Below are 21,203 nucleotides of genomic sequence, written 5' to 3'. Positions count from 1 at the left end.
TAATGAGTTTTTTCAAGAAATTAAAAGAGAAATTTACAACGTCTTCTGATTCTGTAACAAACAAATTTAAGGACGGCCTTTCTAAAACCAGAAACAATTTTACATCCAAGGTGAACGATCTGGTCGCAAGATATCGAAAAGTGGATGAAGAATTCTTTGAGGAACTGGAAGAAATCCTTATCGGAGCAGATGTCGGATTTGATACCGTAATGGAATTGGTCGATCAATTGAAGTTCGAAGCCAAGCGCCAGAACATTCAGGATACTAGAGACTTGCAAAGTGTCATTTCGGAAAAGCTGGTAGAAATCTATGAAGGTGATGACGGAGCTTCCAGTGAATTGAACATTCAGGAAGATACCCTTACAGTCATCCTGTTTGTGGGGGTTAATGGAGTCGGTAAAACAACCACTATCGGAAAAATGGCCCACATGTTCAAAGAACAAGGCAAGAACGTATTGCTTGCCGCTGGTGATACATTCCGTGCAGGGGCTATCGACCAGTTGGAAGTATGGGGGCAAAGAACGGGAGTGCCTGTCATTAAACATTCAGAGGGCTCTGATCCGGCTGCAGTCATCTTTGATGCTGTCCAGTCCGCCAAAGCCAAGAAAGCAGACATCCTTCTATGCGATACGGCTGGCCGGCTGCAAAATAAGGTAAATCTGATGAATGAATTACAAAAGGTGAAGAGAGTGATCGAGCGTGAAATACCCGAAGCGCCGCATGAAGTGCTTCTCGTACTTGATGCGACAACCGGTCAAAACGCTCTTCTCCAAGCCAAAACGTTCAAAGAAGCTACAGACGTTTCAGGGATCGTTTTAACAAAGCTGGATGGAACCGCTAAGGGCGGTATTGTCATTGGCATTAAAAATGAATTGCAAATCCCGGTTAAATTTGTCGGTCTTGGTGAAAAAGTCGATGACCTTCAGCAATTCGACCCAGAAAAATATGTATATGGCTTGTTTGCCAACATAGTTGATGAAGAGCCAGGAGAAGAAGAGTAAGGATAAGGGAAAACGCGATGAGCAAAAAGCTGGTCGCGTTTTTCTTTAGGGTTTGCCCAAATCTACGCAGTTGAAAAACGGGAAGTATAGTTTGAGAGTCTTGAAAGTACCAAATAGGATATCTCTGCTTGAACCCAAGTCATTATATCTCTATACGACTCTAGACGACCGGTTCCGCTAAAGGGTTGACAATTCCTCTTATTCTCTGTATTATTCCAATGTAAAGGTTTTTCACTTAACACAAGGGGGAGAGAGGAATGCTGGAGAAAACGACCCGTATGAACTATCTGTATGATTTTTATCAGTCGCTTTTAACTCCTAAGCAAAGCAGCTACATGTCCCTCTACTACTTGGACGACTTTTCTCTTGGTGAAATTGCCGAAGAATATGAGATCAGCCGTCAAGCAGTTTATGACAATATCAAGCGTACTGAAGCGATGCTTGAAGAATATGAAGAAAAGCTTTTATTATTTCAGAAGTTTCAAGAGCGCAGCATTCTATTGCGGGAAATCAAACAGTTACTTAATACACATGACAATAAAAAGTCTGAACTTGAAGAGCTGTTCGAAAAGCTCGAGAAATTGGATTAGGAGGCGGCATTATGGCATTTGAAGGATTAGCCGACCGACTGCAAGGCACAATTCAAAAGATTCGCGGCAAAGGGAAAGTCAATGAAGCGGATGTAAAAGAAATGATGCGTGAAGTCCGTCTAGCATTGCTCGAAGCAGACGTAAACTTCAAAGTAGTAAAAACTTTCGTTAAAAAGGTAAGTGAAAGAGCTGTAGGCCAGGAGGTTATGCAAAGCTTAACACCGGGTCAGCAGGTCATTAAAGTCGTTAAAGAAGAGCTTACTGAATTAATGGGTGGAGAGCAGAGCCAGATCGCTGTCGCTAAGCGTCCTCCTACTGTCATCATGATGGTGGGTCTTCAGGGTGCCGGTAAGACAACGACCACTGGTAAGCTCGCCAATCTTCTTAGAAAGAAATATAACCGCAAACCTTTATTGGTGGCGGCCGATATTTACCGGCCGGCAGCTATCAAACAGCTGGAAACTCTCGGAAAGCAATTGAGCATGCCCGTTTTCTCTTTAGGTGATCAAGTGAGTCCAGTGGAAATTGCGAAGCAAGCCATTGAAAAAGCAAAGGAAGAGCACCATGACTATGTTCTGATTGATACAGCCGGACGTCTTCATATCGATGAAAAGCTGATGGGTGAATTAGAGGATATCAAAGAGCTCACAAATCCTGACGAGATTTTCTTGGTTGTTGACGCCATGACCGGGCAGGATGCAGTAAATGTTGCCCAAAGCTTCAACGAATCTTTGGGGATTTCCGGAGTCGTACTGACGAAGCTCGATGGAGATACCCGGGGCGGTGCTGCACTTTCCATCAGATCCGTTACGGAGAAACCGATTAAATTCGTTGGTATGGGAGAAAAGCTTGATGCACTTGAAGCGTTTCACCCTGAGCGGATGGCTTCCCGTATTCTCGGAATGGGAGACGTACTGTCTCTGATTGAAAAGGCCCAGGCCAATGTAGATGAAGAGAAGGCGAAAGAACTCGAAAAGAAAATGAGGACCATGTCCTTTACTTTTGAAGACTTCCTCGATCAGCTTGGACAAGTTAAGCAGATGGGGCCTCTTGATGAACTGATCAAGATGATGCCAGGTGCTAACAAAATGAAAGGGCTGGATAAGCTTCAAGTAGATGAAAAGCAGCTCAGCCACGTAGAAGCAATTATTCAATCGATGACGAAGGAAGAGAAACAACATCCTGAAACCATCAATGCGAGCAGGAAAAAACGGATTGCAAGAGGAAGTGGAAGAAACATCCAAGAAGTAAACCGCTTATTAAAGCAATTCGAAGATATGAAAAAAATGATGAAACAAATGAGCGGAATGCAGGGAAAAGGCAAGAAAAAAGGCATGAAATTCCCGTTCATGTAAGACCCAACCCTTACCAGTTAAAAAGAAAATTCAACTGTTAAGAAAAAACACTTTACAAACAAAATACACACTGATAATATATCTACTTGTGTAAAACTATTCGGAGGTGCTTTAAACATGGCAGTAAAAATTCGTTTAAAACGTATGGGAGCTAAAAAGTCTCCTTTCTATCGTATTGTAGTAGCAGATTCTCGTTCACCACGTGATGGACGCCAGATCGAAACAGTAGGAACTTACAACCCGGTTGCTCAACCAGCAGCAGTTGATATCAATGAAGAGCTAGCTCTTAAATGGCTGCAAAATGGTGCTAAACCATCTGATACAGTCCGCAACCTTTTCTCTAAACAAGGTATCATGGAAAAATTCCACAACGCTAAAAACAGCAAGTAATTGTGGAACAAATGAAAGATTTGATCTTAACGATTGTAGCTCCCCTGGTGGACCGTCCTGAAGATGTGGAAGTGCATGCTGAGGAGAAAGATGATTCAATCACTTATAAGCTGATGCTTCATCCTGAAGACATGGGCAAAGTGATCGGAAAGCAAGGGCGAGTGGCAAAGTCGATTCGAACAGTAGTTTATGCTGCGGCAGGATCACATGAAAAAAAGAGAGTCTTTCTGGAAATTGCAGAGTAACAGCAGGAATAGACATTGGGTGAGCGGAATACATCTTCATGATGATCTGCATCACCTGGGTCTAACATATAAGACAGTTATCTAAGGGAGGAGAAAAAAACCTCCCTTTTTACATACCATTTTATAGCTGACGTTCTTCGCATATTGTATTGAAAAAGTAATAGTGACTATTGTGACTATGCATTTTCACTTAGGAGAACATTTCATATCTGAAGAGCTTGAATAAATAAGAACACATTCACAGGAGGCGGAAAAATGAGGATTCTCCAGAATGTCACAGTAAACCAGGTTTTGACGGAATCGAGCAAGAAATCATTGCTTGAAAGTTATGAGGGAAAGAAATTTCAGCTGCAGAAAGAATGTGACCAGCTAAAATTTGAAATGAAAAAGCTGGAGAAAACAAAAAAATATTCCTCACAGAACTTAAAGTCCCGCTTTGAAAAAGAGATTGAAGCAAGGATGGAAAAAATTAAGCTTACAGACTTCCAGATTGATCAGCTGAACATCTTGCCATTCGGCAGTGAATTAAAAGATAAAGAGGTTCAGGGAATTGTTGAAGTGGAAGTTGGAGATAATTGGGAAGAAAAGCATTCTTCCAAAACGATTGTCATTAAGGACGGCTACATAACAGAAATACGTTAAAAACGTTAGAGGTGATACATATGGAGAAATGGTTTAACGTCGGCAAAGTTGTCAATACTCATGGTGTCAGAGGCGAAGTCCGGGTAATTTCCCGTACAGACTTCCCCGATGAAAGATATAAGGCAGGCAGCACTTTGTTTCTGTTTAAAGAAAAAGGAGGGGACCCGGTAGAACTGACTGTGGGAACTCACCGCAAACATAAGAATTTCGATTTGCTGACCTTTAAAGGCCTTACGGACATAAGTGAGGTTGAGCCGTTTAAAAATGGAATTCTCAAAATTAACGAGAACCAGCTTGGGGAGCTTGGAGAAGGGGAGTATTACTTCCACGAAATTATCGGCTGCCTTGTCAAAACGACTGATGGTGATGACGTAGGTGCGATAAAAGAGATATTGACGCCGGGAGCAAATGATGTCTGGGTAGTCAAAGGCAGCAAGGGGAAAGAAGTGCTGATTCCATATATAGATGATGTGGTGAAGGATATCGATATAGAAAACCAAGTCATCATCATAGAACCGATGGAAGGGCTTTTATCATGATGAAAATTGACGTCCTTTCTCTGTTTCCGTCGATGTTCAATGGTGTGTTTGGGGAATCAATACTGAAAAAAGCAGAGGAAAAAGGCGCTGTTCAATATAACGTTGTAAATTTCCGTGATTTTGCTGATAACAAACATAGCCAAGTCGATGACTATCCTTATGGTGGTGGTGCAGGGATGGTTCTGAAGCCTCAGCCTATCTTTGACGCGGTAGAGTCATTGTCAAGCTCTGCCGCTGACAGGAAGAAGCCGCGAGTGATCCTGCTGTGTCCACAAGGAGAACGCTATAGTCAAAGGAAAGCAGAAGAACTGGCTGCTGAAGATCATTTGATATTTGTATGCGGCCATTATGAAGGGTATGATGAACGGATCCGTTCGCATGTTGTGACGGATGAAATATCGATAGGCGACTTTGTCCTTACAGGCGGGGAGCTGGGTGCCATGGTCGTTGTAGACAGTGTTGTGCGCCTTCTCCCGGGAGTACTGGGGAATGAGGATTCACCTGTCCTTGATTCATTTTCATCTGGCTTTCTGGAACATCCGCATTATACAAGGCCTTCGGATTTCAGGGGGATGAAGGTTCCCCAGGAGCTCATTTCCGGGAATCATAAACTGATTGAAGAATGGCGTGAGAGAGAGTCCTTGAGACGCACATACGAAAGAAGGCCGGACTTATTGGAAGGTAAAGAGTTAAATGCACGCCAAAAAAAGTGGCTGGAAGAATGGAAAAAGTAATAGGATTCTATTGCAAGGTCTATTTGGATATGGTATTATTACCTTTGTGACTTGGACAGATAATGTCTGTCAGAGTCATCGATTAGGATGTTCCGCTGCAATAAATCGTTTTTGTATGAGCATCTGGTGGAAGGAGATGAAATAGATGCACAAATTAATCGAAGAAATTACAAAAGAACAACTTCGTTCTGATTTACCATCTTTCCGTCCTGGAGATACAGTTCGCGTACACGTTAACATCGTTGAGGGTACTCGCGAGCGTATCCAGGTATTCGAAGGTGTAGTAATCAGCCGTCGTGGTGGCGGAATCAGCGAAACGTTCACAGTTCGTAAAATTTCTTATGGTGTTGGTGTTGAGCGTACATTCCCTGTACACACACCAAAAATTGCGAAGCTTGAAGTTATCCGCCGCGGTAAAGTACGCCGTGCGAAACTTTACTACTTGCGTAACCTGCGCGGTAAAGCTGCTCGTATCAAAGAAATTCGATAATTGCACGATTAAAAGGAGCTTGGTGACAAGCTCCTTTTGTCATTACAAAAATAATTACATATTATATACCTGTTTTCAGTTTATCGGATATAAACCGTGTCTGTTTTTTGTAGAATAGAGGTTGGAAAGATATTGAGACACAGGAGGGGAACCTGGTGGCAAAGCAAAAGAATGAAGTGTGGGAATGGATAAAGGCGCTCTTGATTGCCGTTGGGCTCGCTGCGCTGATACGTTACTTTTTATTTACACCAATTGTGGTGGACGGTTTATCGATGATGCCGACTTTGCATAATGGTGACAGGATGATTGTTAACAAGTTGAGTTATACTGTGGGAGAGCCTGACCGCTTTGATATAGTGGTATTCCATGCTCCTGAACAGAAAGACTATATTAAGCGTGTGATCGGGCTGCCTGGGGATATTGTCGAGTATAAAGATGATGTCCTTTATATTAACGGCAAAGCATATGAAGAGCCGTATTTGGAAGAATATAAGGAACAAATTGATGAGGGGCTCCTGACCGAGGACTTTATTTTAGAGGAGAAGATCGGGCAGACGACTGTTCCAGAGGATACCATTTTTGTAATGGGGGATAACCGCCGTTTCAGCAAGGACAGCCGTCATATAGGCGTCGTCAAAATTGATGAAGTGATCGGGAATACAAGCGTAATTTATTGGCCGGTCAAAGACATAGAGATAATTAAATGAATAATCTCGTCCAAATAAGGACAAGGTTTTTTAAGAAAAAGAGGTGATAGCATGACAATCCAGTGGTTTCCGGGACATATGGCGAAAGCGAGAAGGCAGGTAACAGAAAAACTTAAACTTGTTGACATTATCATTGAGCTTGTGGATGCCCGCATTCCGATTTCTTCAAGAAATCCAATGATTGATGAGGTCGTACAGCATAAACCCCGTCTTGTCCTTCTGAATAAAGCTGACATGGCAGATAAAATGCTTACAGACCAGTGGATAAAGTATTTCTCGGATCAAGGCATCAAGGCATTGGCAGTCAATGCCCAAGGCGGTACAGGCCTGGGGGATATCGTAAGGGCTTCCAAAGAAATACTTAGTGAAAAGTTTGACCGGATGAAAGCCAGAGGGATGAAGCCGAGGGCTATCAGGGCGATGATTGTGGGGATACCGAATGTTGGTAAATCAACACTTATCAACCGTCTGGCCAAGAAGAATATCGCGAAAACTGGGAATACCCCAGGGGTGACCAAGGCACAGCAATGGATCAAAGTCGGCAAGGAAATGGAGCTTCTTGATACTCCTGGTATTCTGTGGCCTAAATTTGAGGATGAAGAAGTCGGTTACAAACTTGCTTTGACGGGGGCCATTAAAGACACGATTCTCAATTTGCAGGATATTGCTGTTTACGGACTTCGTTTCTTTGAGAAACATTATCCTAAGAGGCTTGAAGAGCGCTATGGTATTGATGTTTTTCCTGAAGAGATTGTAGAAGCGTTTGATAAAATTGGTATGTTGAGAGGGTGTTTGATCTCAGGAGGCGGTGTCGATTACGATAAAACCTCCGACTTGATCGTACGGGATATCAGAAGTGAACGACTTGGTAAGATTACCTTCGATATACCTGATGAATATGAAGAAGAACAAGAATAGCAAATAAGCTGATTCTATAGGAGTATTTTACCCTTATTGAGTCAGCTTGTTTATTTTCTGCTGAGCATTGCCGATATACTAATAGATGAAGAATCATTTATTAACGCTCATTTAGATTAACCTTCGAAAACACTAAAAATTACATAGATTTAAGACCAAAGAATCAGAGGAGTACATTCCATGTCTAATAAGTACACAATTTCAGAAGTAGATAAAATATTGAAAGAGATCAAAGAGGAAGACGATAAACTTTTTCAGTCTTTTTTGGAGGATGACAGAAAAGGGATTCAAAAGTTAATAAACAGATGGTATAAAGAGCGGAAACAAGAAAAGTTCCTTCAAGAGGAATTTGACAGGATGAGTGAATTTGAGAAGGAATTATACCAGCAGGGTTTTAATTTGATTGCCGGAATTGATGAAGTAGGCAGAGGGCCTTTGGCAGGACCGGTAGTTGCTGCAGCTGTGATCCTGCCTCAAGATTTTAATTTGCCGGGTTTGAACGATTCCAAGAAGCTGTCTGAGAAGCAACGTGAAATCTTATATGAGGATATTGTCAATCATGCAGTCAGTTTGGGAACAGGCATCATATCTTCACAGGAAATTGATGAACTGAATATTTACCAAGCGTCCAAGAAGGCTATGCTTACAGCCCTGAACTGCCTCAGTGTCAAGCCTGACTATTTATTGATCGATGCGATGGAATTGGGCTCACCTTACCCTGAAATGTCCCTGATCAAAGGGGATGCGCGCAGTATCTCGATTGCAGCGGCATCCATCGTTGCTAAAGTCACCAGGGACCGGTTAATGGTTGAATACGGAAAAACCTACAGTGGATATGGTTTTGAAAAAAATATGGGTTATGGGACCAAGGAACACTTGGACGGATTGAAACGTATCGGTCCCTCACCGATACATAGGAAATCTTTTGCTCCAGTCAAAGACTATTCGCTAATATAGAGAAGGTGTAATCATGTTGGAACGAGGTATACAAAACAGTGCCAATCACCCCTCCTTCAGCAGGCAGTCATTCTCTGCTCTATCTGAAGGACAGCTTATTTTTGCAAAGGTAAATAAGCTGCTCCCTGATAGCATGGCAGAGATTAACTACCAAGGTCAAAAAGCAATTGTGAAACTTGAAGTGCCATTGAAGCCAGGGAGCGCCTATTTCTTTCAAACGGATTTGGCGGAAGAGGGATTCCTGAAGTTGAAACTCGCCTCCCCGCAGGCTGTTGATTCCAAGCCTGCAATCGCCGGACAGGCTGAAAGTCTGATAAGTGATTTGAAACTGCCCAAGAACGGGATGGTAAGAGAACTTGTCACAGTCATGGCGAAGCACTCTATTCCATTCACGAAAGATGAGCTCAGCAGGATGGTGAACTTGCTGTCTCAAACAGACGATACACAGGCGGGAATGGAAACAATGCTTAAGTTAAAAGGGGCTGGCCTGCCGGTTTCAAAGGATTTATATTTATCCTTTCTTCATGGGAGAAGCATGGAGCCACTCTCTTTATTAATGGATAATCTGGAAGGCCTTCTGAAAAAAAACGTAATGAGGTCACAGTACGCTGAGAACGTCCTTTCAGCCTTAGCAGGCGTGAAAGACACTGAAGTATCAACGCTCTTTCAAAAGACGGCAATCAAGGCTTCAGAAATCCTTATGAACCCCAGTAATTCAGACTCACAGCGCCTTCCTGCATTAAACCTTCTGCAAACACTGGGAGCAGTCCCTGTAGAGTCATCCCTCGAAGCTGTAAAACTTTTCGCGGGCAGGGAAGGGAGCGCCATTCAGCGTATGGCTGAATATGTGAACAGCATGGGCACTGACCAGACAAAAGATACATTAATCGCACTTCAAGAGCAGCTTTCCAGGTCAAAACCTCTTGAAGGCAGGGGACAATCTTTACTGACTGAAGTTCAGGCTGTTTTAAGAAGGGCAAATGAAGGAAATGCATCCTTCCAAGAGCTTCAGAAGCAGAGTTTGGCGCTGATTAGCCAAGGAGGGGAGTTGTTTTCCCGAAAAGAGCCGGGCCTCCAGCTGAAAGAGTCTGAAAGGTTCAATCTGATGCTCGGAATCCACTCAGCAAAAGAAAGGCTGATACTGTCGGATTTTTCACAGACTCTGCAATTTCTGCAAAAGCCTGATAATCCAAAGCCGGCGGAACTGAAACTGCTTCAGAATCTTTTGTTCAATGAAACAGAAGAAAAAACAAGCAGCATCCAGAAAGAATCGCTGCCCGGCTTGATCAAAGAATTACTTTCCAAACTGGGTGTTGACTATGAGGCAAAGCTCGCAGCCGACGGGGAGAGAGTGCGCCAGAACAGTGAGTCATTAAAGCCTGCATTAATAGCTCTTTTGAAGGAGCTGCCACAAGGGGGAATCAGGGAGGCTGCTGAGAAGGTACTGTATAAACTCAATGGTCACGCTGCTCTCTCAGGGGAAAGCGGTCCGCTGCAGCATATCATTTACCAGTTTCCTTTGTCCTGGCTTAATCAAAAAACAGATATCACGATGCAATGGACGGGAAGGAAAACTGGAAGAGATTCGATTGATTCCGGCTTTTGCCGTGTGTTATTTTATCTTGATCTGGAAAACCTTCGCGAAGTTGTAGTCGACATGGCTGTGCAGAACAGGGTGATAGCCTTGAATATCTACAACGACACGCCTCAACTGAAGGAGATATCGGCACCCTTTTATCCAGTTATAAAAAAGGGTCTTGAAAAATTGGATTACAAAGTATCGTCGATCAATTTTAAGGAGCCAGGCCATGCAGCGCCTTTAAAGAAGGTTTATAAGGAAATGGCTGAAGACATGTCCTATTCAGGAGTGGATCTTAGAATATGAGTAATGTAAATGAGTATAGGCGAAAACAGGCTATAGCCCTCCAATATGTTGCAGAGAAACAGCAGGCTCCGAGAGTTACAGCAAAGGGTAAGGGAATAATAGCAGAGAATATACTGGAAAAGGCCAAAGATCATAATATACCGGTGCAGGAAGACCATAATCTTGTTGAATTGCTGGGGAGCCTTGATATTAATGAGTCGATTCCTGAAGAGCTTTATCAGGCAGTAGCGGAAGTCTTTGCTTTTCTTTACAGAATAGACAAGGCAGCTGAAAAGAGTTGAGAAACAGGGGGTACCATATTAAAGGTTCTCTAAACGTGATCCAGGGTATTACTACTGTTAAAAATTTGAAATGTATATTAAAAATAAGATAATATTTGCAGTGGGTGATGAGAAATTACACATAGAATAGCCAAGGTTTTTTGTTTTTCCAAAATAACGTTTTCCGTAATTTTTAGTTAAAAACAGTAGTTTTATCTTCTTTAACTTGTCGGAATTTTTAAATTAATATAATATTTATTGCATATAGGTAGACATCTATTCTTTCATTTTATACAATGAAAGCGCAGTCTATTTTTGAAAGAGTTTTGATAGGAGGATGGAAAATGAATATCCATGAATATCAAGGTAAAGATATCCTCAGAAGTTATGGGGTTGCGGTACCTAATGGTAAAGTGGCTTTTACTCCAGATGAAGCGGTAGAAGCAGCAAAAACATTGGATTCTAGTGTTTATGTGGTTAAAGCCCAGATCCATGCCGGCGGCCGCGGTAAAGCTGGCGGAGTCAAAATCGCAAAGAGTCTTGATGAAGTACGTACATATGCAGAGGAGCTAATCGGAAAAACATTAGTTACTCATCAAACAGGCCCAGAAGGTAAAGAAGTAAAGCGCTTACTTATCGAAGAGGGCTGTGACATCAAAAAAGAATATTATGTAGGTTTGGTTCTTGACCGTGCGACTTCTCAAGTTGTATTAATGGCTTCTGAAGAAGGTGGAACAGAGATCGAGGAAGTTGCAGAAGCAACTCCAGAAAAAATCTTCAAAGAATATATTGACCCTGTAGTAGGTTTGACTGGATTCCAGGCACGCCGTATTGCATTCAATATCAATATCCCTGCAAAGCTTGTCAATAAAGCGGCTAAATTCATGCTGGGCCTATACAATGTATACACTCAAAAGGATGCTTCCATTGTAGAAATCAATCCTTTGGTCGTAACAGGCGATGGAGATGTAATGGCACTGGATGCGAAGTTCAACTTCGATTCCAACGCTTTATACCGTCAGAAAGATGTTATGGAGCTTCGTGACCTTGAAGAGGAAGATGCAAAAGAGATTGAAGCATCTAAGTATGACTTAAGCTACATTTCATTAGATGGTAACATCGGATGCATGGTTAACGGAGCAGGTTTGGCGATGGCAACTATGGATATCGTTAAGCATTACGGCGGAGACCCTGCCAACTTCCTTGATGTTGGGGGCGGAGCTACTGCAGAAAAGGTTACTGAAGCATTCAAGATTATTCTTTCTGATGAAAACGTAAAAGGTATCTTTGTCAATATCTTTGGTGGAATCATGAAATGTGACGTAATTGCTGAGGGTGTTGTGGAAGCGGCTAAACAAGTGGAGCTGAAAGTTCCATTGGTAGTACGCCTTGAAGGAACAAATGTTGACCTAGGTAAGAAAATCCTGAGCGAGTCAGGTCTGAATATTATTGCCGCGCAATCTATGGCGGACGGTGCACAAAAAATCGTTGAGCAAGTAGGCTAAGAAAGGCGGGGGACTAATGAGCGTATTTATTAATAAGGATACAAAAGTTGTTGTTCAAGGGATTACTGGTTCAACTGCTCTTTTCCATACAAAGCAAATGCTTGAATACGGCACACAAATCGTTGCTGGTGTAACACCAGGAAAAGGCGGAACAGAAGTAGAAGGTGTTCCGGTATTCAATACAGTAGAAGAAGCTAAAAAAGCGACTGGTGTCAATGCTTCAGTTATCTACGTTCCTGCTCCATTTGCAGCGGATGCAATCATGGAAGCTGTTGATGCTGAACTGGATCTTGCCATCTGTATCACAGAGCATATTCCGGTTCTTGACATGGTTAAAGTGAAACGTTACATGGAGGGCAAAAAGACTCGTCTTGTAGGACCTAACTGCCCTGGTGTAATCACTCCGGATGAATGTAAGATTGGTATCATGCCAGGATACATCCATACCAAAGGACACGTAGGTGTTGTTTCACGTTCTGGAACTCTAACGTATGAAGCGGTTCATCAACTGTCTCAAGAAGGAATCGGCCAGTCTACAGCAGTCGGTATCGGTGGAGACCCGGTAAACGGCACAGACTTCATTGATGTTTTAAAAGCCTTCAATGAAGATGAAGATACGTATGCAGTTATCATGATTGGTGAGATTGGCGGAACAGCTGAAGAAGAAGCTGCAGAATGGGTTAAGGCGAATATGACCAAACCTGTAGTAGGCTTCATCGGTGGACGTACTGCACCTCCAGGAAAACGTATGGGCCATGCGGGCGCCATCATTTCAGGCGGTAAAGGTACAGCTGACGAGAAGATTCGTGTTATGAATGAGTGTGGAATTGAAGTAGCTCCAACTCCTTCTGATATGGGTGAAACATTAATCAAGGTTCTTAAAGATAAAGGTATTTACGAAAATTGCAAAACTCACTAATATAGTTGTAAAGGGACTGAATATTAACTCACTAGTTTATTCAGTCCCTTTTTATTATCTTTTTCTAAAAAATAAATAACAGGAGGCTTCAATGAATTCATTCAGGAATATTTTGTTTGCACTCCAGCACTGTGACAGTATTGGCTGGAAGTCGATCTATTTGCTTTTAAAACACACACCCACCCCAACAGATATACCCCATTTATCCAAAGCGGATCTCCGCAGAATCCTTCCCATCCCTTCGTCTTCAATCCACTCATTTTACGAACAATTCCATTCGTTTGACCTAATTGAAAGAATGAATCAGTATCAGGCTGAAGGGATTGGATTCCTTACTATTTGGGATGAAGAATACCCAAAACTGCTGCAAAATATCTACGATCCTCCTTGGGTTCTCTTCTATACAGGTGACCATGAACTTTTGCTGAGAGAAAAGAAGCTTGCTATAGTAGGATCGAGAAAGGCAGATGAATATACAGTCAATGTTTTATCAGCTTTCCTCCCGAAACTGGTGGATGAAAATATCGTAATCGTCAGCGGACTTGCAGCAGGAGCAGATGGTTGTGCTCACCGGCAGACGATCGAGTTAGGCGGGAAAACAATAGCTGTCATTGCAGGGGGCTTCCACCACATTTATCCTGCTTCTAACCGGGGGCTTGCTCAATCTATGAAAAAGACCCAGCTCCTAGTGTCGGAATACCCTCCATGTACAAAGCCCCGTCGATGGCATTTCCCCATGAGAAACAGAATCATTAGCGGATTATCCCAAGCTGTGCTTGTCACCCAGGCAAGCAGGAAGAGTGGTTCCCTGATTACCGCAGATTTCGCCTTAAATGAAGGAAGAGACATTTTTGCTCTTCCAGGACCTGTTCACTCACCTCTCTCAGAAGGCAGCAACCATTTAATTCAGCAAGGAGCCAAGCTAATTGCCGCACCTGATGACATAATTTCAGAGTATAAATATAAATAATAGAAAAATTTATAAACTTTTTTAATACAATGGCGAGGGAGCAATTCACTGAAAACAGAGCTTGCTTAGTCTAAATGTATTCTCAAGGTTATCGGTAGTTATGGGGTCTCATGTAGTCTTAGTATATTTGTGATGTATTTAAAAAAACCGTGTTAAACGGAGACGAACATCCTGTATAATCCCTCTCCGTTTGCAACTAAGGGTCCGGAAAAGGTAGCTAATGAACATGATCGATAGCCGAAATTTTTGAAAAAAACATGAATATATGTGTAAAATGTATAAAAAGGTTGCAATTCTTCGCAATCTGTTATACATTTTGCAACAGATATAAAACAAATATCCAGTTTCTTTTATTAGAGCTGTTGAAAACGTTTCCTCGGCTCAATTATAGAATGATAATGAAAAAAATGAACTTAAAAAAATATGATTTCCCTCTTTAAGGAGGCAATTGAATGTCAGATTATTTAGTGATTGTTGAGTCGCCGGCAAAGGCAAAGACAATCGAGAAATATTTAGGAAAAAAGTATAAGGTCCGTGCTTCCATGGGGCATGTCCGCGATCTGCCTAAGAGTCAGATGGGGGTAGATGTTGAACATGAATTCAACCCGAAGTATATTACAATCCGCGGAAAAGGGCCTGTTCTAAAAGAATTGAAAACCGCTGCAAAAAAAGCGAAGCGAATATACCTGGCTGCCGACCCCGACAGGGAAGGTGAAGCTATCGCATGGCATCTTGCCCACAGCCTTGATATGGACGTCCACTCAGATTGCCGTGTCGTCTTCAATGAAATTACGAAGGATGCAATCAAAGAGTCATTCAAGCACCCACGCCCGATCAATATGGATCTTGTAGATGCCCAGCAGGCCAGAAGGATACTGGACAGGCTTGTAGGATACAATATCAGTCCGCTGCTTTGGAAAAAAGTAAAAAAGGGGCTTAGTGCGGGACGAGTTCAATCAGTTGCAGTCAGGCTGATCATAGACAGGGAGAAAGAAATTAAAGAATTCACTCCCGAAGAATACTGGACAATCCAAGCGCAATTCCAGAAAGGCAAAAACAATTTTCAAGGATCGTTCTATGGCCTGGATGGTAACAAGCTGGAACTGAAAACCGAAAAAGAAGTGAATGAAGTCCTGAAAAAGGTAAAAGGCGACTCTTTTGAAATAAAGAAAGTCACGAAAAAGGAGAGAAAGCGTAATCCTGCATCTCCATTTACCACATCTTCATTACAGCAGGAGGCTGCCAGAAAGCTTAACTTCAGGGCAAAGAAAACAATGATGCTCGCCCAGCAGCTTTATGAAGGTATTGAGATTGGGAAAGAAGGGACAGTCGGCCTGATCACTTATATGAGAACCGACTCTACGAGAATCTCTGAAGTTGCCCAAAAAGAAGCTGCAGAGTATATTACTGATAAATATGGCAGCGAATATACGAAAAGCCAGGAGACAAAAGAGAAAAAAGGCCAAAAGGCACAAGATGCCCATGAAGCGGTGCGGCCAACCTCAACGCTCAGGGACCCTGCCTCCATGAAAGAGTATTTATCGCGTGATCAGCTGAGACTCTACAAATTGATTTGGGAACGCTTTGTAGCAAGCCAAATGGCTTCAGCTGTCATGGATACTATGAGCGTGGATATCGTCAACGGTGATGTATATTTCCGTGCAAATGGATCAAAGGTGAAATTTCCTGGGTTCATGAAGGTATATGTTGAAGGCTCTGACGATCAAAAGGAAGAAAAAGAAAATATGCTTCCTGCTTTGGTTGAAGGCGATGTAGTCAGTTATTCAGACATCGATCCAAAACAGCACTTTACACAGCCGCCTCCGAGATACACGGAAGCAAGACTGGTTAAGACCCTGGAGGAACTGGGTATAGGAAGGCCTTCCACTTATGCGCCAACCTTGGATACGATTCAAAGAAGAGGATATGTAAGCCTTGATAATAAGCGATTTATTCCGACGGAACTTGGAGAAATCGTTTCTGAACTCGTCTCGGAATTTTTCCCTGAGATCATAGATGTGGAATTCACAGCCAATATGGAGCGCGATTTGGATTATGTCGAAGACGGCAAAGAAAGATGGGTCAATATTATTGATCAATTCTATAAAGGCTTTGAAAAGCATCTTGTAAAAGCGGAAGAAGAAATGGAAAAAGTAGAAATCAAAGATGAGCCTGCAGGCGAAGATTGTGAGAATTGCGGACATCCGATGGTTTTCAAGATGGGACGATACGGCAAGTTCATGGCTTGCAGCAATTTCCCGGACTGCCGCAATACAAAACCGATTGTCAAAGAAATCGGGGTTAAATGCCCAGATTGCGACGAAGGAAATATTATTGAAAGAAAAAGCAAGAAGAAAAGGATATTCTACGGGTGTGATCAATATCCTAAATGTGAATTCCTTTCTTGGGATAAACCGATCAACAGGAAGTGCCCGAAATGTGAACACCTTCTGATCGAGAAGAAATTGAAGAAGGGTGTTCAGGTTCAGTGCTCCAACTGTGATTATAAGGAAGAAACACAGCAGTAAAGGATTTGGTGGGCTATGGAGGCTCACCTTTTCCTTTTGTTTAAATATATGGTATCTTTAAGGTTAATATAAAGTTGAAACAGGCTTTCGATGAGTTTTGATCCATTTTCATATAAATTGTTTTGGCATTGATGGAGGAGCTGTCTTGATGGAGAAAGAGATAAATGTTATCGGCGCCGGTTTGGCGGGCAGTGAGGCTGCATGGCAGGCAGCCAAAAGAGGTATAAAAGTCAATCTGTTTGAAATGCGGCCTGTAAGGCAAACGCCTGCGCACCATACAGATAAGTTCGCTGAGCTGGTATGCAGTAATTCACTCAGAGCCAACACCTTAACAAATGCTGTTGGTGTGCTGAAGGAAGAAATGAGGATATTGGATTCTGCGATCATTTCCTCTGCTGATGCATGTGCAGTCCCTGCTGGGGGTGCTCTGGCTGTCGATCGCCATGAGTTTGCCGCCAATGTAACGGACAAGGTGAAAAACCACCCGAACGTTACTGTATATAATGAAGAAATCACGGAAATCCCGAATGGAATTACGATTATTGCAACAGGCCCGCTGACAAGTGAGTCTCTTTCTGAAAAGCTGCGCCAGCTAACAGGGGAAGAGTATCTCTATTTTTACGATGCTGCTGCGCCGATTATCGAGAAAGATAGTATCGATATGGAAAAAGTATACCTTAAGTCAAGATATGACAAGGGGGAAGCCGCGTATTTAAACTGTCCAATGACAGAGGAAGAATTCAACCGCTTCTATGATACTTTGATATCGGCTGAAACAGTGCCACTAAAGGAATTCGAAAAAGAAATCTTTTTTGAAGGCTGCATGCCGATCGAAGTAATGGCGAACAGAGGGAAAAAGACCATGTTATTTGGTCCGTTAAAGCCTGTTGGGTTAGAGGATCCGCGTACCGGTAAACGGCCATTTGCTGTCATACAGTTGAGACAGGATGATGCAGCTGGAACATTATATAATCTTGTTGGATTCCAGACACACTTAAAGTGGGGTCCGCAAAAAGAGGTCCTTCGCTTGATACCGGGTCTCGAGAATGCTGAAATTGTCCGGTACGGAGTGATGCATCGAAATACATTTGTCAATTCACCAAAGGTATTGAAAGCTACCTATCAATTCAAAGACCGGAATGATTTATTCTTCGCCGGACAAATGACTGGTGTTGAAGGATATGTTGAATCGGCTGCAAGCGGGCTGATCGCCGGCATTAATGCAGCGAGGCTGGCTTATGGTGAGGAGCCATTGGAGTTTCCGCATGAAACGGCAATGGGAAGCATGGCACGTTATATAACGACAGCTGATCAAAAGAACTTTCAGCCGATGAACGCAAACTTTGGTCTGTTTCCAGAGTTGGAGAAGAAAATCAAAGCAAAAAAAGACCGTAATGAAACATACGCTAATAGAGCTTTAGAAACAATTCAGAACTTTGTGAAAAATTTGTAAACTCCATTGCGCAGGCTACTAAATTATGTTACTATTTAGTAGCCTTTTGTGAGGTGAAATAGGAATGAAGAAGGATTTGACTCATTGCCTGAATGATTTTATTACATATTTACAAATTGAAAAAAACTATTCAGAGTATACGGTTACCTTTTATAGGGATGATATCAAGGAATTTTTTCTTTTTATGAATCAGCAGGATTTGCATTCTTTATCTGATATTGAATATTTTGATGCACGTCTTTTTTTAACAGGGTTGCATGAGAACAATTATGCAAGGGCGTCCATATCCAGGAAAATATCAAGCTTGCGCAGTTTTTTTCGTTTTTTAAACCGGGAAACAGTATTGACTGAAAATCCGTTTGCACTGGTAAGCAGTCCAAAGGCTGAGAAAAGGCTGCCCCAATTTTTCTATGAAGAAGAAATGGAAAGCCTCCTGAAAGCATGTGAAGGCGATTCATCCCTTCAGGTAAGAAACAGAGCTCTCTTCGAGTTGTTTTATGCTACCGGCATACGGGTAAGTGAGTGTGCAGGGCTGCGGTTGAAAGACATCGATTTCTCGTTGTCGACAATTCTCGTCAGGGGAAAGGGCAATAAGGAAAGGTATGTGCCATTCGGAACATACGCTGATGATGCGCTGAAACATTACATAGAAACAAGCCGAATGGAATTATTGAAAGATAAGGACCATGACAATGTTTTCGTGAATTTCAGGGGAGGCGCACTGACTGCCAGAGGAATTCGCCACGTCCTCAAGGAAATCATCAATAAAGCTTCTTTGAATGCGAAGATTCACCCGCATATGTTGAGACATACTTTTGCCACTCATTTACTGAATAATGGAGCGGATATGCGTACTGTACAGGAGCTGCTCGGCCATGAAAACTTATCCTCCACGCAGATTTATACACATGTTACAAAAGATCATCTTAGGAAGACCTACTTGAATCACCATCCTCGAGCTTAATTAAAAAGGAGGTAATTATTTTGGGTAATTTTCATGCTACAACGATTTTCGCCGTCAGGCACAAAGGTGAATGTGCAATGTCAGGGGACGGACAGGTTACATTCGGTAATGCAGTAGTGATGAAGCATACGGCAAAAAAAGTGAGAAAATTGTTTAACGGCAAGGTGGTGGCTGGATTTGCCGGTTCGGTGGCCGATGCTTTTACTCTCTTTGAAATGTTTGAAGGAAAGCTGCAAGAGTTCAATGGGAATCTGCAGAGAGCTGCTGTGGAACTTGCTAAACAGTGGAGAAGTGACAAGGTATTGCGGAAACTGGAGGCGATGTTGATTGTTATGAATGAAAACGATTTGCTTCTGATTTCCGGTACAGGAGAGGTTATTGAACCTGATGATGGAATCCTGGCCATTGGCTCGGGTGGAAACTATGCCCTTGCAGCAGGCAGGGCTCTTAAATATCATAGCGGTGACCATTTGAATGCAGAACAAATTGCCAAAGCTGCACTTGATGTTGCGGCTGATATCTGTGTTTATACCAACAGCAATATAATAGTAGAAAAATTATAGTCCGATTTTAATAAAGGCTTACGTCAGTTATATATGGACTGCTTGGAAAACTGTATACTCCTCTTTCCGGAGAATATAATGGAGTTATGAACCTTACACAACAAAGGAGTGTATCTCTTGAAAAAACAAGCCAATCAACTAACACCAAGACAGGTCGTTGAGCGACTTGACCAATATATTGTTGGACAACATGATGCGAAGAAGTCAGTAGCTATTGCATTAAGGAACCGTTACAGAAGAAGTCTTCTCCCTGAAGGGCTTCGAGAGGAAGTTGTTCCCAAAAACATATTGATGATGGGACCCACGGGTGTCGGTAAAACCGAGATCGCCAGAAGGATGGCGAAGCTTGTAGGAGCTCCATTCATTAAAATTGAAGCAACGAAGTTTACCGAAGTGGGATATGTCGGCAGGGATGTAGAATCCATGGTCCGTGATCTTGTCGAGACTTCAGTAAGGCTTGTCAAAGAAGAAAAAATGAGTGATGTAAAGGAAGCGGCAGAAGAAAACGCAAACCGCCGTCTGGTTGAACTTCTTGTCCCTTCAAAAAAGAAAAATAATAATTACAAAAATCCGTTTGAAATGATTTTTGGGGGAACACAAGGCAATCAGCAGCAGGATGATGAAGAACAAAAAGAAGAGTCATCTATCCATGATAAACGCAGGGTCATTTCTGAAAAGCTGGCAAATGGTGAATTGGAGGATGAAGTTATCACAGTAGAGGTTGAAGAACAGCAGGCTTCCATGTTTGATATGCTGCAAGGCTCGGGAATGGAGCAGATGGGCATGAACATGCAGGATGCCCTTGGCGGACTGATGCCGAAGAAAAAGAAAAAACGTAAGTTGAAAGTCAAAGAAGCAAGACCTGTTCTCATTCATGAAGAAGCCCAAAAGCTTATTGACATGGATGAAGTGACACAAGAGGGAATCGTGCGGGCGGAACAAACCGGTATCATTTTCATAGATGAAATTGATAAGATCGCAAGCAAAAATTCCAGTCAGTCTTCCGGTGAGGTTTCGAGGGAGGGTGTGCAGAGAGATATCCTTCCAATTGTAGAAGGCTCTACAGTCGTAACAAAGCATGGTTCTGTCAAAACAGATTATATGCTGTTCATTGCGGCAGGTGCCTTCCATACAGCCAAACCTTCTGACCTGATACCTGAATTGCAGGGCCGATTTCCGATCAGAGTGGAATTAAAGAAGCTTTCTGTTGAAGACTTTGTCCGAATTCTTGTAGAACCAGATAATGCGATAGTGAAACAATATATTGCACTTTTAGAAACGGAAGGTATACAAATTGAATTTTCTGACGATGCTATTCGTAGGATGGCAGAAATAGCCTTTTCGGTTAACCAGAATACTGATAACATCGGAGCACGCCGTCTTCATACTATCATGGAGAAACTGCTCGAAGATTTATCTTTTGAAGCTCCAGACATTACTATGGAGAAGGTCACCATTACCCCATCTTACGTAGAAGAAAAGCTGGGGGCAATATCTCAAGATAAAGACTTGAGCCAGTTCATTCTATAAGTTTGCGATTGCTTCCTAAAGGGTAAAACCTATAGCAGACGTATTCGAACAAGGAACG

General features: G+C 42.4%; 22 protein-coding genes. All 22 read left to right on the top strand.

What is annotated here, in order from left to right:
* Positions 1-2 precede the first annotated feature (2 nt).
* The 22 genes from ftsY (at position 3) to hslU (ending at position 21,145) form a co-directional block, all read left to right on the top strand.
* Positions 3-1,001 (top strand): signal recognition particle-docking protein FtsY, encoded by a 999-nt coding sequence (gene ftsY / locus M1E09_RS14535; RefSeq protein WP_456271571.1) that lies wholly within the window; start codon positions 3-5, stop codon positions 999-1,001.
* A 257-nt stretch (positions 1,002-1,258) separates the two neighbouring features.
* A complete protein-coding gene (locus M1E09_RS14530) occupies positions 1,259-1,591 on the top strand; it encodes a putative DNA-binding protein (protein ID WP_456271570.1) in 333 nt (110 codons plus the stop codon).
* An 11-nt stretch (positions 1,592-1,602) separates the two neighbouring features.
* Positions 1,603-2,946: a signal recognition particle protein gene (ffh, locus tag M1E09_RS14525; RefSeq protein ID WP_456271569.1), complete on the top strand. Its 1,344-nt coding sequence runs from the start codon at positions 1,603-1,605 to the stop codon at positions 2,944-2,946.
* Positions 2,947-3,063: 117 nt separating this feature from the next.
* Positions 3,064-3,336 (top strand): 30S ribosomal protein S16, encoded by a 273-nt coding sequence (gene rpsP / locus M1E09_RS14520; protein ID WP_456271568.1) that lies wholly within the window; start codon positions 3,064-3,066, stop codon positions 3,334-3,336.
* Positions 3,337-3,347: 11 nt separating this feature from the next.
* Positions 3,348-3,581 (top strand): KH domain-containing protein, encoded by a 234-nt coding sequence (locus tag M1E09_RS14515; protein ID WP_456271567.1) that lies wholly within the window; start codon positions 3,348-3,350, stop codon positions 3,579-3,581.
* 255 nt (positions 3,582-3,836) lie between these two features.
* Positions 3,837-4,223 (top strand): YlqD family protein, encoded by a 387-nt coding sequence (locus M1E09_RS14510; RefSeq protein ID WP_456271566.1) that lies wholly within the window; start codon positions 3,837-3,839, stop codon positions 4,221-4,223.
* 20 nt (positions 4,224-4,243) lie between these two features.
* Complete coding sequence (gene rimM, locus M1E09_RS14505; protein ID WP_456271565.1) at positions 4,244-4,762, top strand: ribosome maturation factor RimM; 519 nt, start codon at positions 4,244-4,246, stop codon at positions 4,760-4,762.
* Complete coding sequence (trmD, locus tag M1E09_RS14500; protein WP_456275001.1) at positions 4,762-5,496, top strand: tRNA (guanosine(37)-N1)-methyltransferase TrmD; 735 nt, start codon at positions 4,762-4,764, stop codon at positions 5,494-5,496. The genes rimM and trmD overlap by 1 nt, the downstream gene beginning before the upstream one ends.
* Positions 5,497-5,641: 145 nt before the next feature.
* Entirely contained in the window at positions 5,642-5,986 is a 345-nt protein-coding gene (gene rplS / locus M1E09_RS14495) for a 50S ribosomal protein L19 (RefSeq protein WP_421384555.1), read from the top strand.
* Positions 5,987-6,141: 155 nt separating this feature from the next.
* Positions 6,142-6,693, top strand: a complete 552-nt coding sequence (gene lepB / locus M1E09_RS14490) for a signal peptidase I (protein ID WP_456271564.1) — start codon at positions 6,142-6,144, stop codon at positions 6,691-6,693.
* Between the two features lie 51 nt (positions 6,694-6,744).
* Positions 6,745-7,611, top strand: coding sequence for a ribosome biogenesis GTPase YlqF (gene ylqF / locus M1E09_RS14485; RefSeq protein WP_456271563.1), 867 nt, complete (start codon positions 6,745-6,747; stop codon positions 7,609-7,611).
* Between the two features lie 180 nt (positions 7,612-7,791).
* Positions 7,792-8,568: a ribonuclease HII gene (locus M1E09_RS14480; protein WP_456271562.1), complete on the top strand. Its 777-nt coding sequence runs from the start codon at positions 7,792-7,794 to the stop codon at positions 8,566-8,568.
* A gap of 13 nt (positions 8,569-8,581) precedes the next feature.
* Complete coding sequence (locus tag M1E09_RS14475; protein WP_456271561.1) at positions 8,582-10,453, top strand: hypothetical protein; 1,872 nt, start codon at positions 8,582-8,584, stop codon at positions 10,451-10,453.
* Positions 10,450-10,734 carry an EscU/YscU/HrcU family type III secretion system export apparatus switch protein gene (locus M1E09_RS14470; protein ID WP_456271560.1) on the top strand — a complete coding sequence of 95 codons (285 nt, stop codon included), beginning with the start codon at positions 10,450-10,452 and terminating at the stop codon, positions 10,732-10,734. The genes M1E09_RS14475 and M1E09_RS14470 overlap by 4 nt, the downstream gene beginning before the upstream one ends.
* 323 nt (positions 10,735-11,057) lie before the next feature.
* The gene (sucC, locus tag M1E09_RS14465) at positions 11,058-12,218 is read left to right on the top strand and encodes an ADP-forming succinate--CoA ligase subunit beta (protein ID WP_456271559.1); all 1,161 of its coding nucleotides are present in this window, start codon (positions 11,058-11,060) and stop codon (positions 12,216-12,218) included.
* 16 nt (positions 12,219-12,234) lie between these two features.
* The gene (gene sucD, locus M1E09_RS14460) at positions 12,235-13,137 is read left to right on the top strand and encodes a succinate--CoA ligase subunit alpha (RefSeq protein ID WP_456271558.1); all 903 of its coding nucleotides are present in this window, start codon (positions 12,235-12,237) and stop codon (positions 13,135-13,137) included.
* A 91-nt stretch (positions 13,138-13,228) separates the two neighbouring features.
* Positions 13,229-14,107: a DNA-processing protein DprA gene (gene dprA / locus M1E09_RS14455; RefSeq protein ID WP_456271557.1), complete on the top strand. Its 879-nt coding sequence runs from the start codon at positions 13,229-13,231 to the stop codon at positions 14,105-14,107.
* A 452-nt stretch (positions 14,108-14,559) separates the two neighbouring features.
* Complete coding sequence (gene topA, locus M1E09_RS14450) at positions 14,560-16,635, top strand: type I DNA topoisomerase (RefSeq protein ID WP_456271556.1); 2,076 nt, start codon at positions 14,560-14,562, stop codon at positions 16,633-16,635.
* A gap of 148 nt (positions 16,636-16,783) precedes the next feature.
* Positions 16,784-18,088 carry an FADH(2)-oxidizing methylenetetrahydrofolate--tRNA-(uracil(54)-C(5))-methyltransferase TrmFO gene (gene trmFO, locus M1E09_RS14445; protein WP_456271555.1) on the top strand — a complete coding sequence of 435 codons (1,305 nt, stop codon included), beginning with the start codon at positions 16,784-16,786 and terminating at the stop codon, positions 18,086-18,088.
* Positions 18,089-18,152: 64 nt separating this feature from the next.
* On the top strand, positions 18,153-19,052 hold the full coding sequence (xerC, locus tag M1E09_RS14440; RefSeq protein ID WP_456271554.1) for a tyrosine recombinase XerC: 900 nt from the start codon (positions 18,153-18,155) through the stop codon (positions 19,050-19,052).
* A 20-nt stretch (positions 19,053-19,072) separates the two neighbouring features.
* The gene (hslV, locus tag M1E09_RS14435) at positions 19,073-19,615 is read left to right on the top strand and encodes an ATP-dependent protease subunit HslV (protein WP_456271553.1); all 543 of its coding nucleotides are present in this window, start codon (positions 19,073-19,075) and stop codon (positions 19,613-19,615) included.
* A gap of 117 nt (positions 19,616-19,732) precedes the next feature.
* A complete protein-coding gene (hslU, locus tag M1E09_RS14430) occupies positions 19,733-21,145 on the top strand; it encodes an HslU--HslV peptidase ATPase subunit (protein WP_456271552.1) in 1,413 nt (470 codons plus the stop codon).
* The last annotated feature ends 58 nt before the right edge of the window (positions 21,146-21,203 follow it).

It is taken from the genome of Bacillus sp. AK031 (assembly GCF_053903065.1).
This window is presented reverse-complemented; position numbering and strand designations above follow the sequence as displayed.

Excerpts from the sequence above, each read along its gene's own strand:
- ftsY (WP_456271571.1), top strand. The coding sequence starts at position 3 with ATGAGTTTTTTCAAGAAATTAAAAGAGAAATTTACAACGTCTTCTGAT.
- M1E09_RS14530 (WP_456271570.1), top strand. The coding sequence starts at position 1,259 with ATGCTGGAGAAAACGACCCGTATGAACTATCTGTATGATTTTTATCAG.
- ffh (WP_456271569.1), top strand. The coding sequence starts at position 1,603 with ATGGCATTTGAAGGATTAGCCGACCGACTGCAAGGCACAATTCAAAAG.
- rpsP (WP_456271568.1), top strand. The coding sequence starts at position 3,064 with ATGGCAGTAAAAATTCGTTTAAAACGTATGGGAGCTAAAAAGTCTCCT.
- M1E09_RS14515 (WP_456271567.1), top strand. The coding sequence starts at position 3,348 with ATGAAAGATTTGATCTTAACGATTGTAGCTCCCCTGGTGGACCGTCCT.
- M1E09_RS14510 (WP_456271566.1), top strand. The coding sequence starts at position 3,837 with ATGAGGATTCTCCAGAATGTCACAGTAAACCAGGTTTTGACGGAATCG.
- rimM (WP_456271565.1), top strand. The coding sequence starts at position 4,244 with ATGGAGAAATGGTTTAACGTCGGCAAAGTTGTCAATACTCATGGTGTC.
- trmD (WP_456275001.1), top strand. The coding sequence starts at position 4,762 with ATGAAAATTGACGTCCTTTCTCTGTTTCCGTCGATGTTCAATGGTGTG.
- rplS (WP_421384555.1), top strand. The coding sequence starts at position 5,642 with ATGCACAAATTAATCGAAGAAATTACAAAAGAACAACTTCGTTCTGAT.
- ylqF (WP_456271563.1), top strand. The coding sequence starts at position 6,745 with ATGACAATCCAGTGGTTTCCGGGACATATGGCGAAAGCGAGAAGGCAG.
- M1E09_RS14480 (WP_456271562.1), top strand. The coding sequence starts at position 7,792 with ATGTCTAATAAGTACACAATTTCAGAAGTAGATAAAATATTGAAAGAG.
- M1E09_RS14475 (WP_456271561.1), top strand. The coding sequence starts at position 8,582 with ATGTTGGAACGAGGTATACAAAACAGTGCCAATCACCCCTCCTTCAGC.
- M1E09_RS14470 (WP_456271560.1), top strand. The coding sequence starts at position 10,450 with ATGAGTAATGTAAATGAGTATAGGCGAAAACAGGCTATAGCCCTCCAA.
- sucC (WP_456271559.1), top strand. The coding sequence starts at position 11,058 with ATGAATATCCATGAATATCAAGGTAAAGATATCCTCAGAAGTTATGGG.
- sucD (WP_456271558.1), top strand. The coding sequence starts at position 12,235 with ATGAGCGTATTTATTAATAAGGATACAAAAGTTGTTGTTCAAGGGATT.
- dprA (WP_456271557.1), top strand. The coding sequence starts at position 13,229 with ATGAATTCATTCAGGAATATTTTGTTTGCACTCCAGCACTGTGACAGT.
- topA (WP_456271556.1), top strand. The coding sequence starts at position 14,560 with ATGTCAGATTATTTAGTGATTGTTGAGTCGCCGGCAAAGGCAAAGACA.
- trmFO (WP_456271555.1), top strand. The coding sequence starts at position 16,784 with ATGGAGAAAGAGATAAATGTTATCGGCGCCGGTTTGGCGGGCAGTGAG.
- xerC (WP_456271554.1), top strand. The coding sequence starts at position 18,153 with ATGAAGAAGGATTTGACTCATTGCCTGAATGATTTTATTACATATTTA.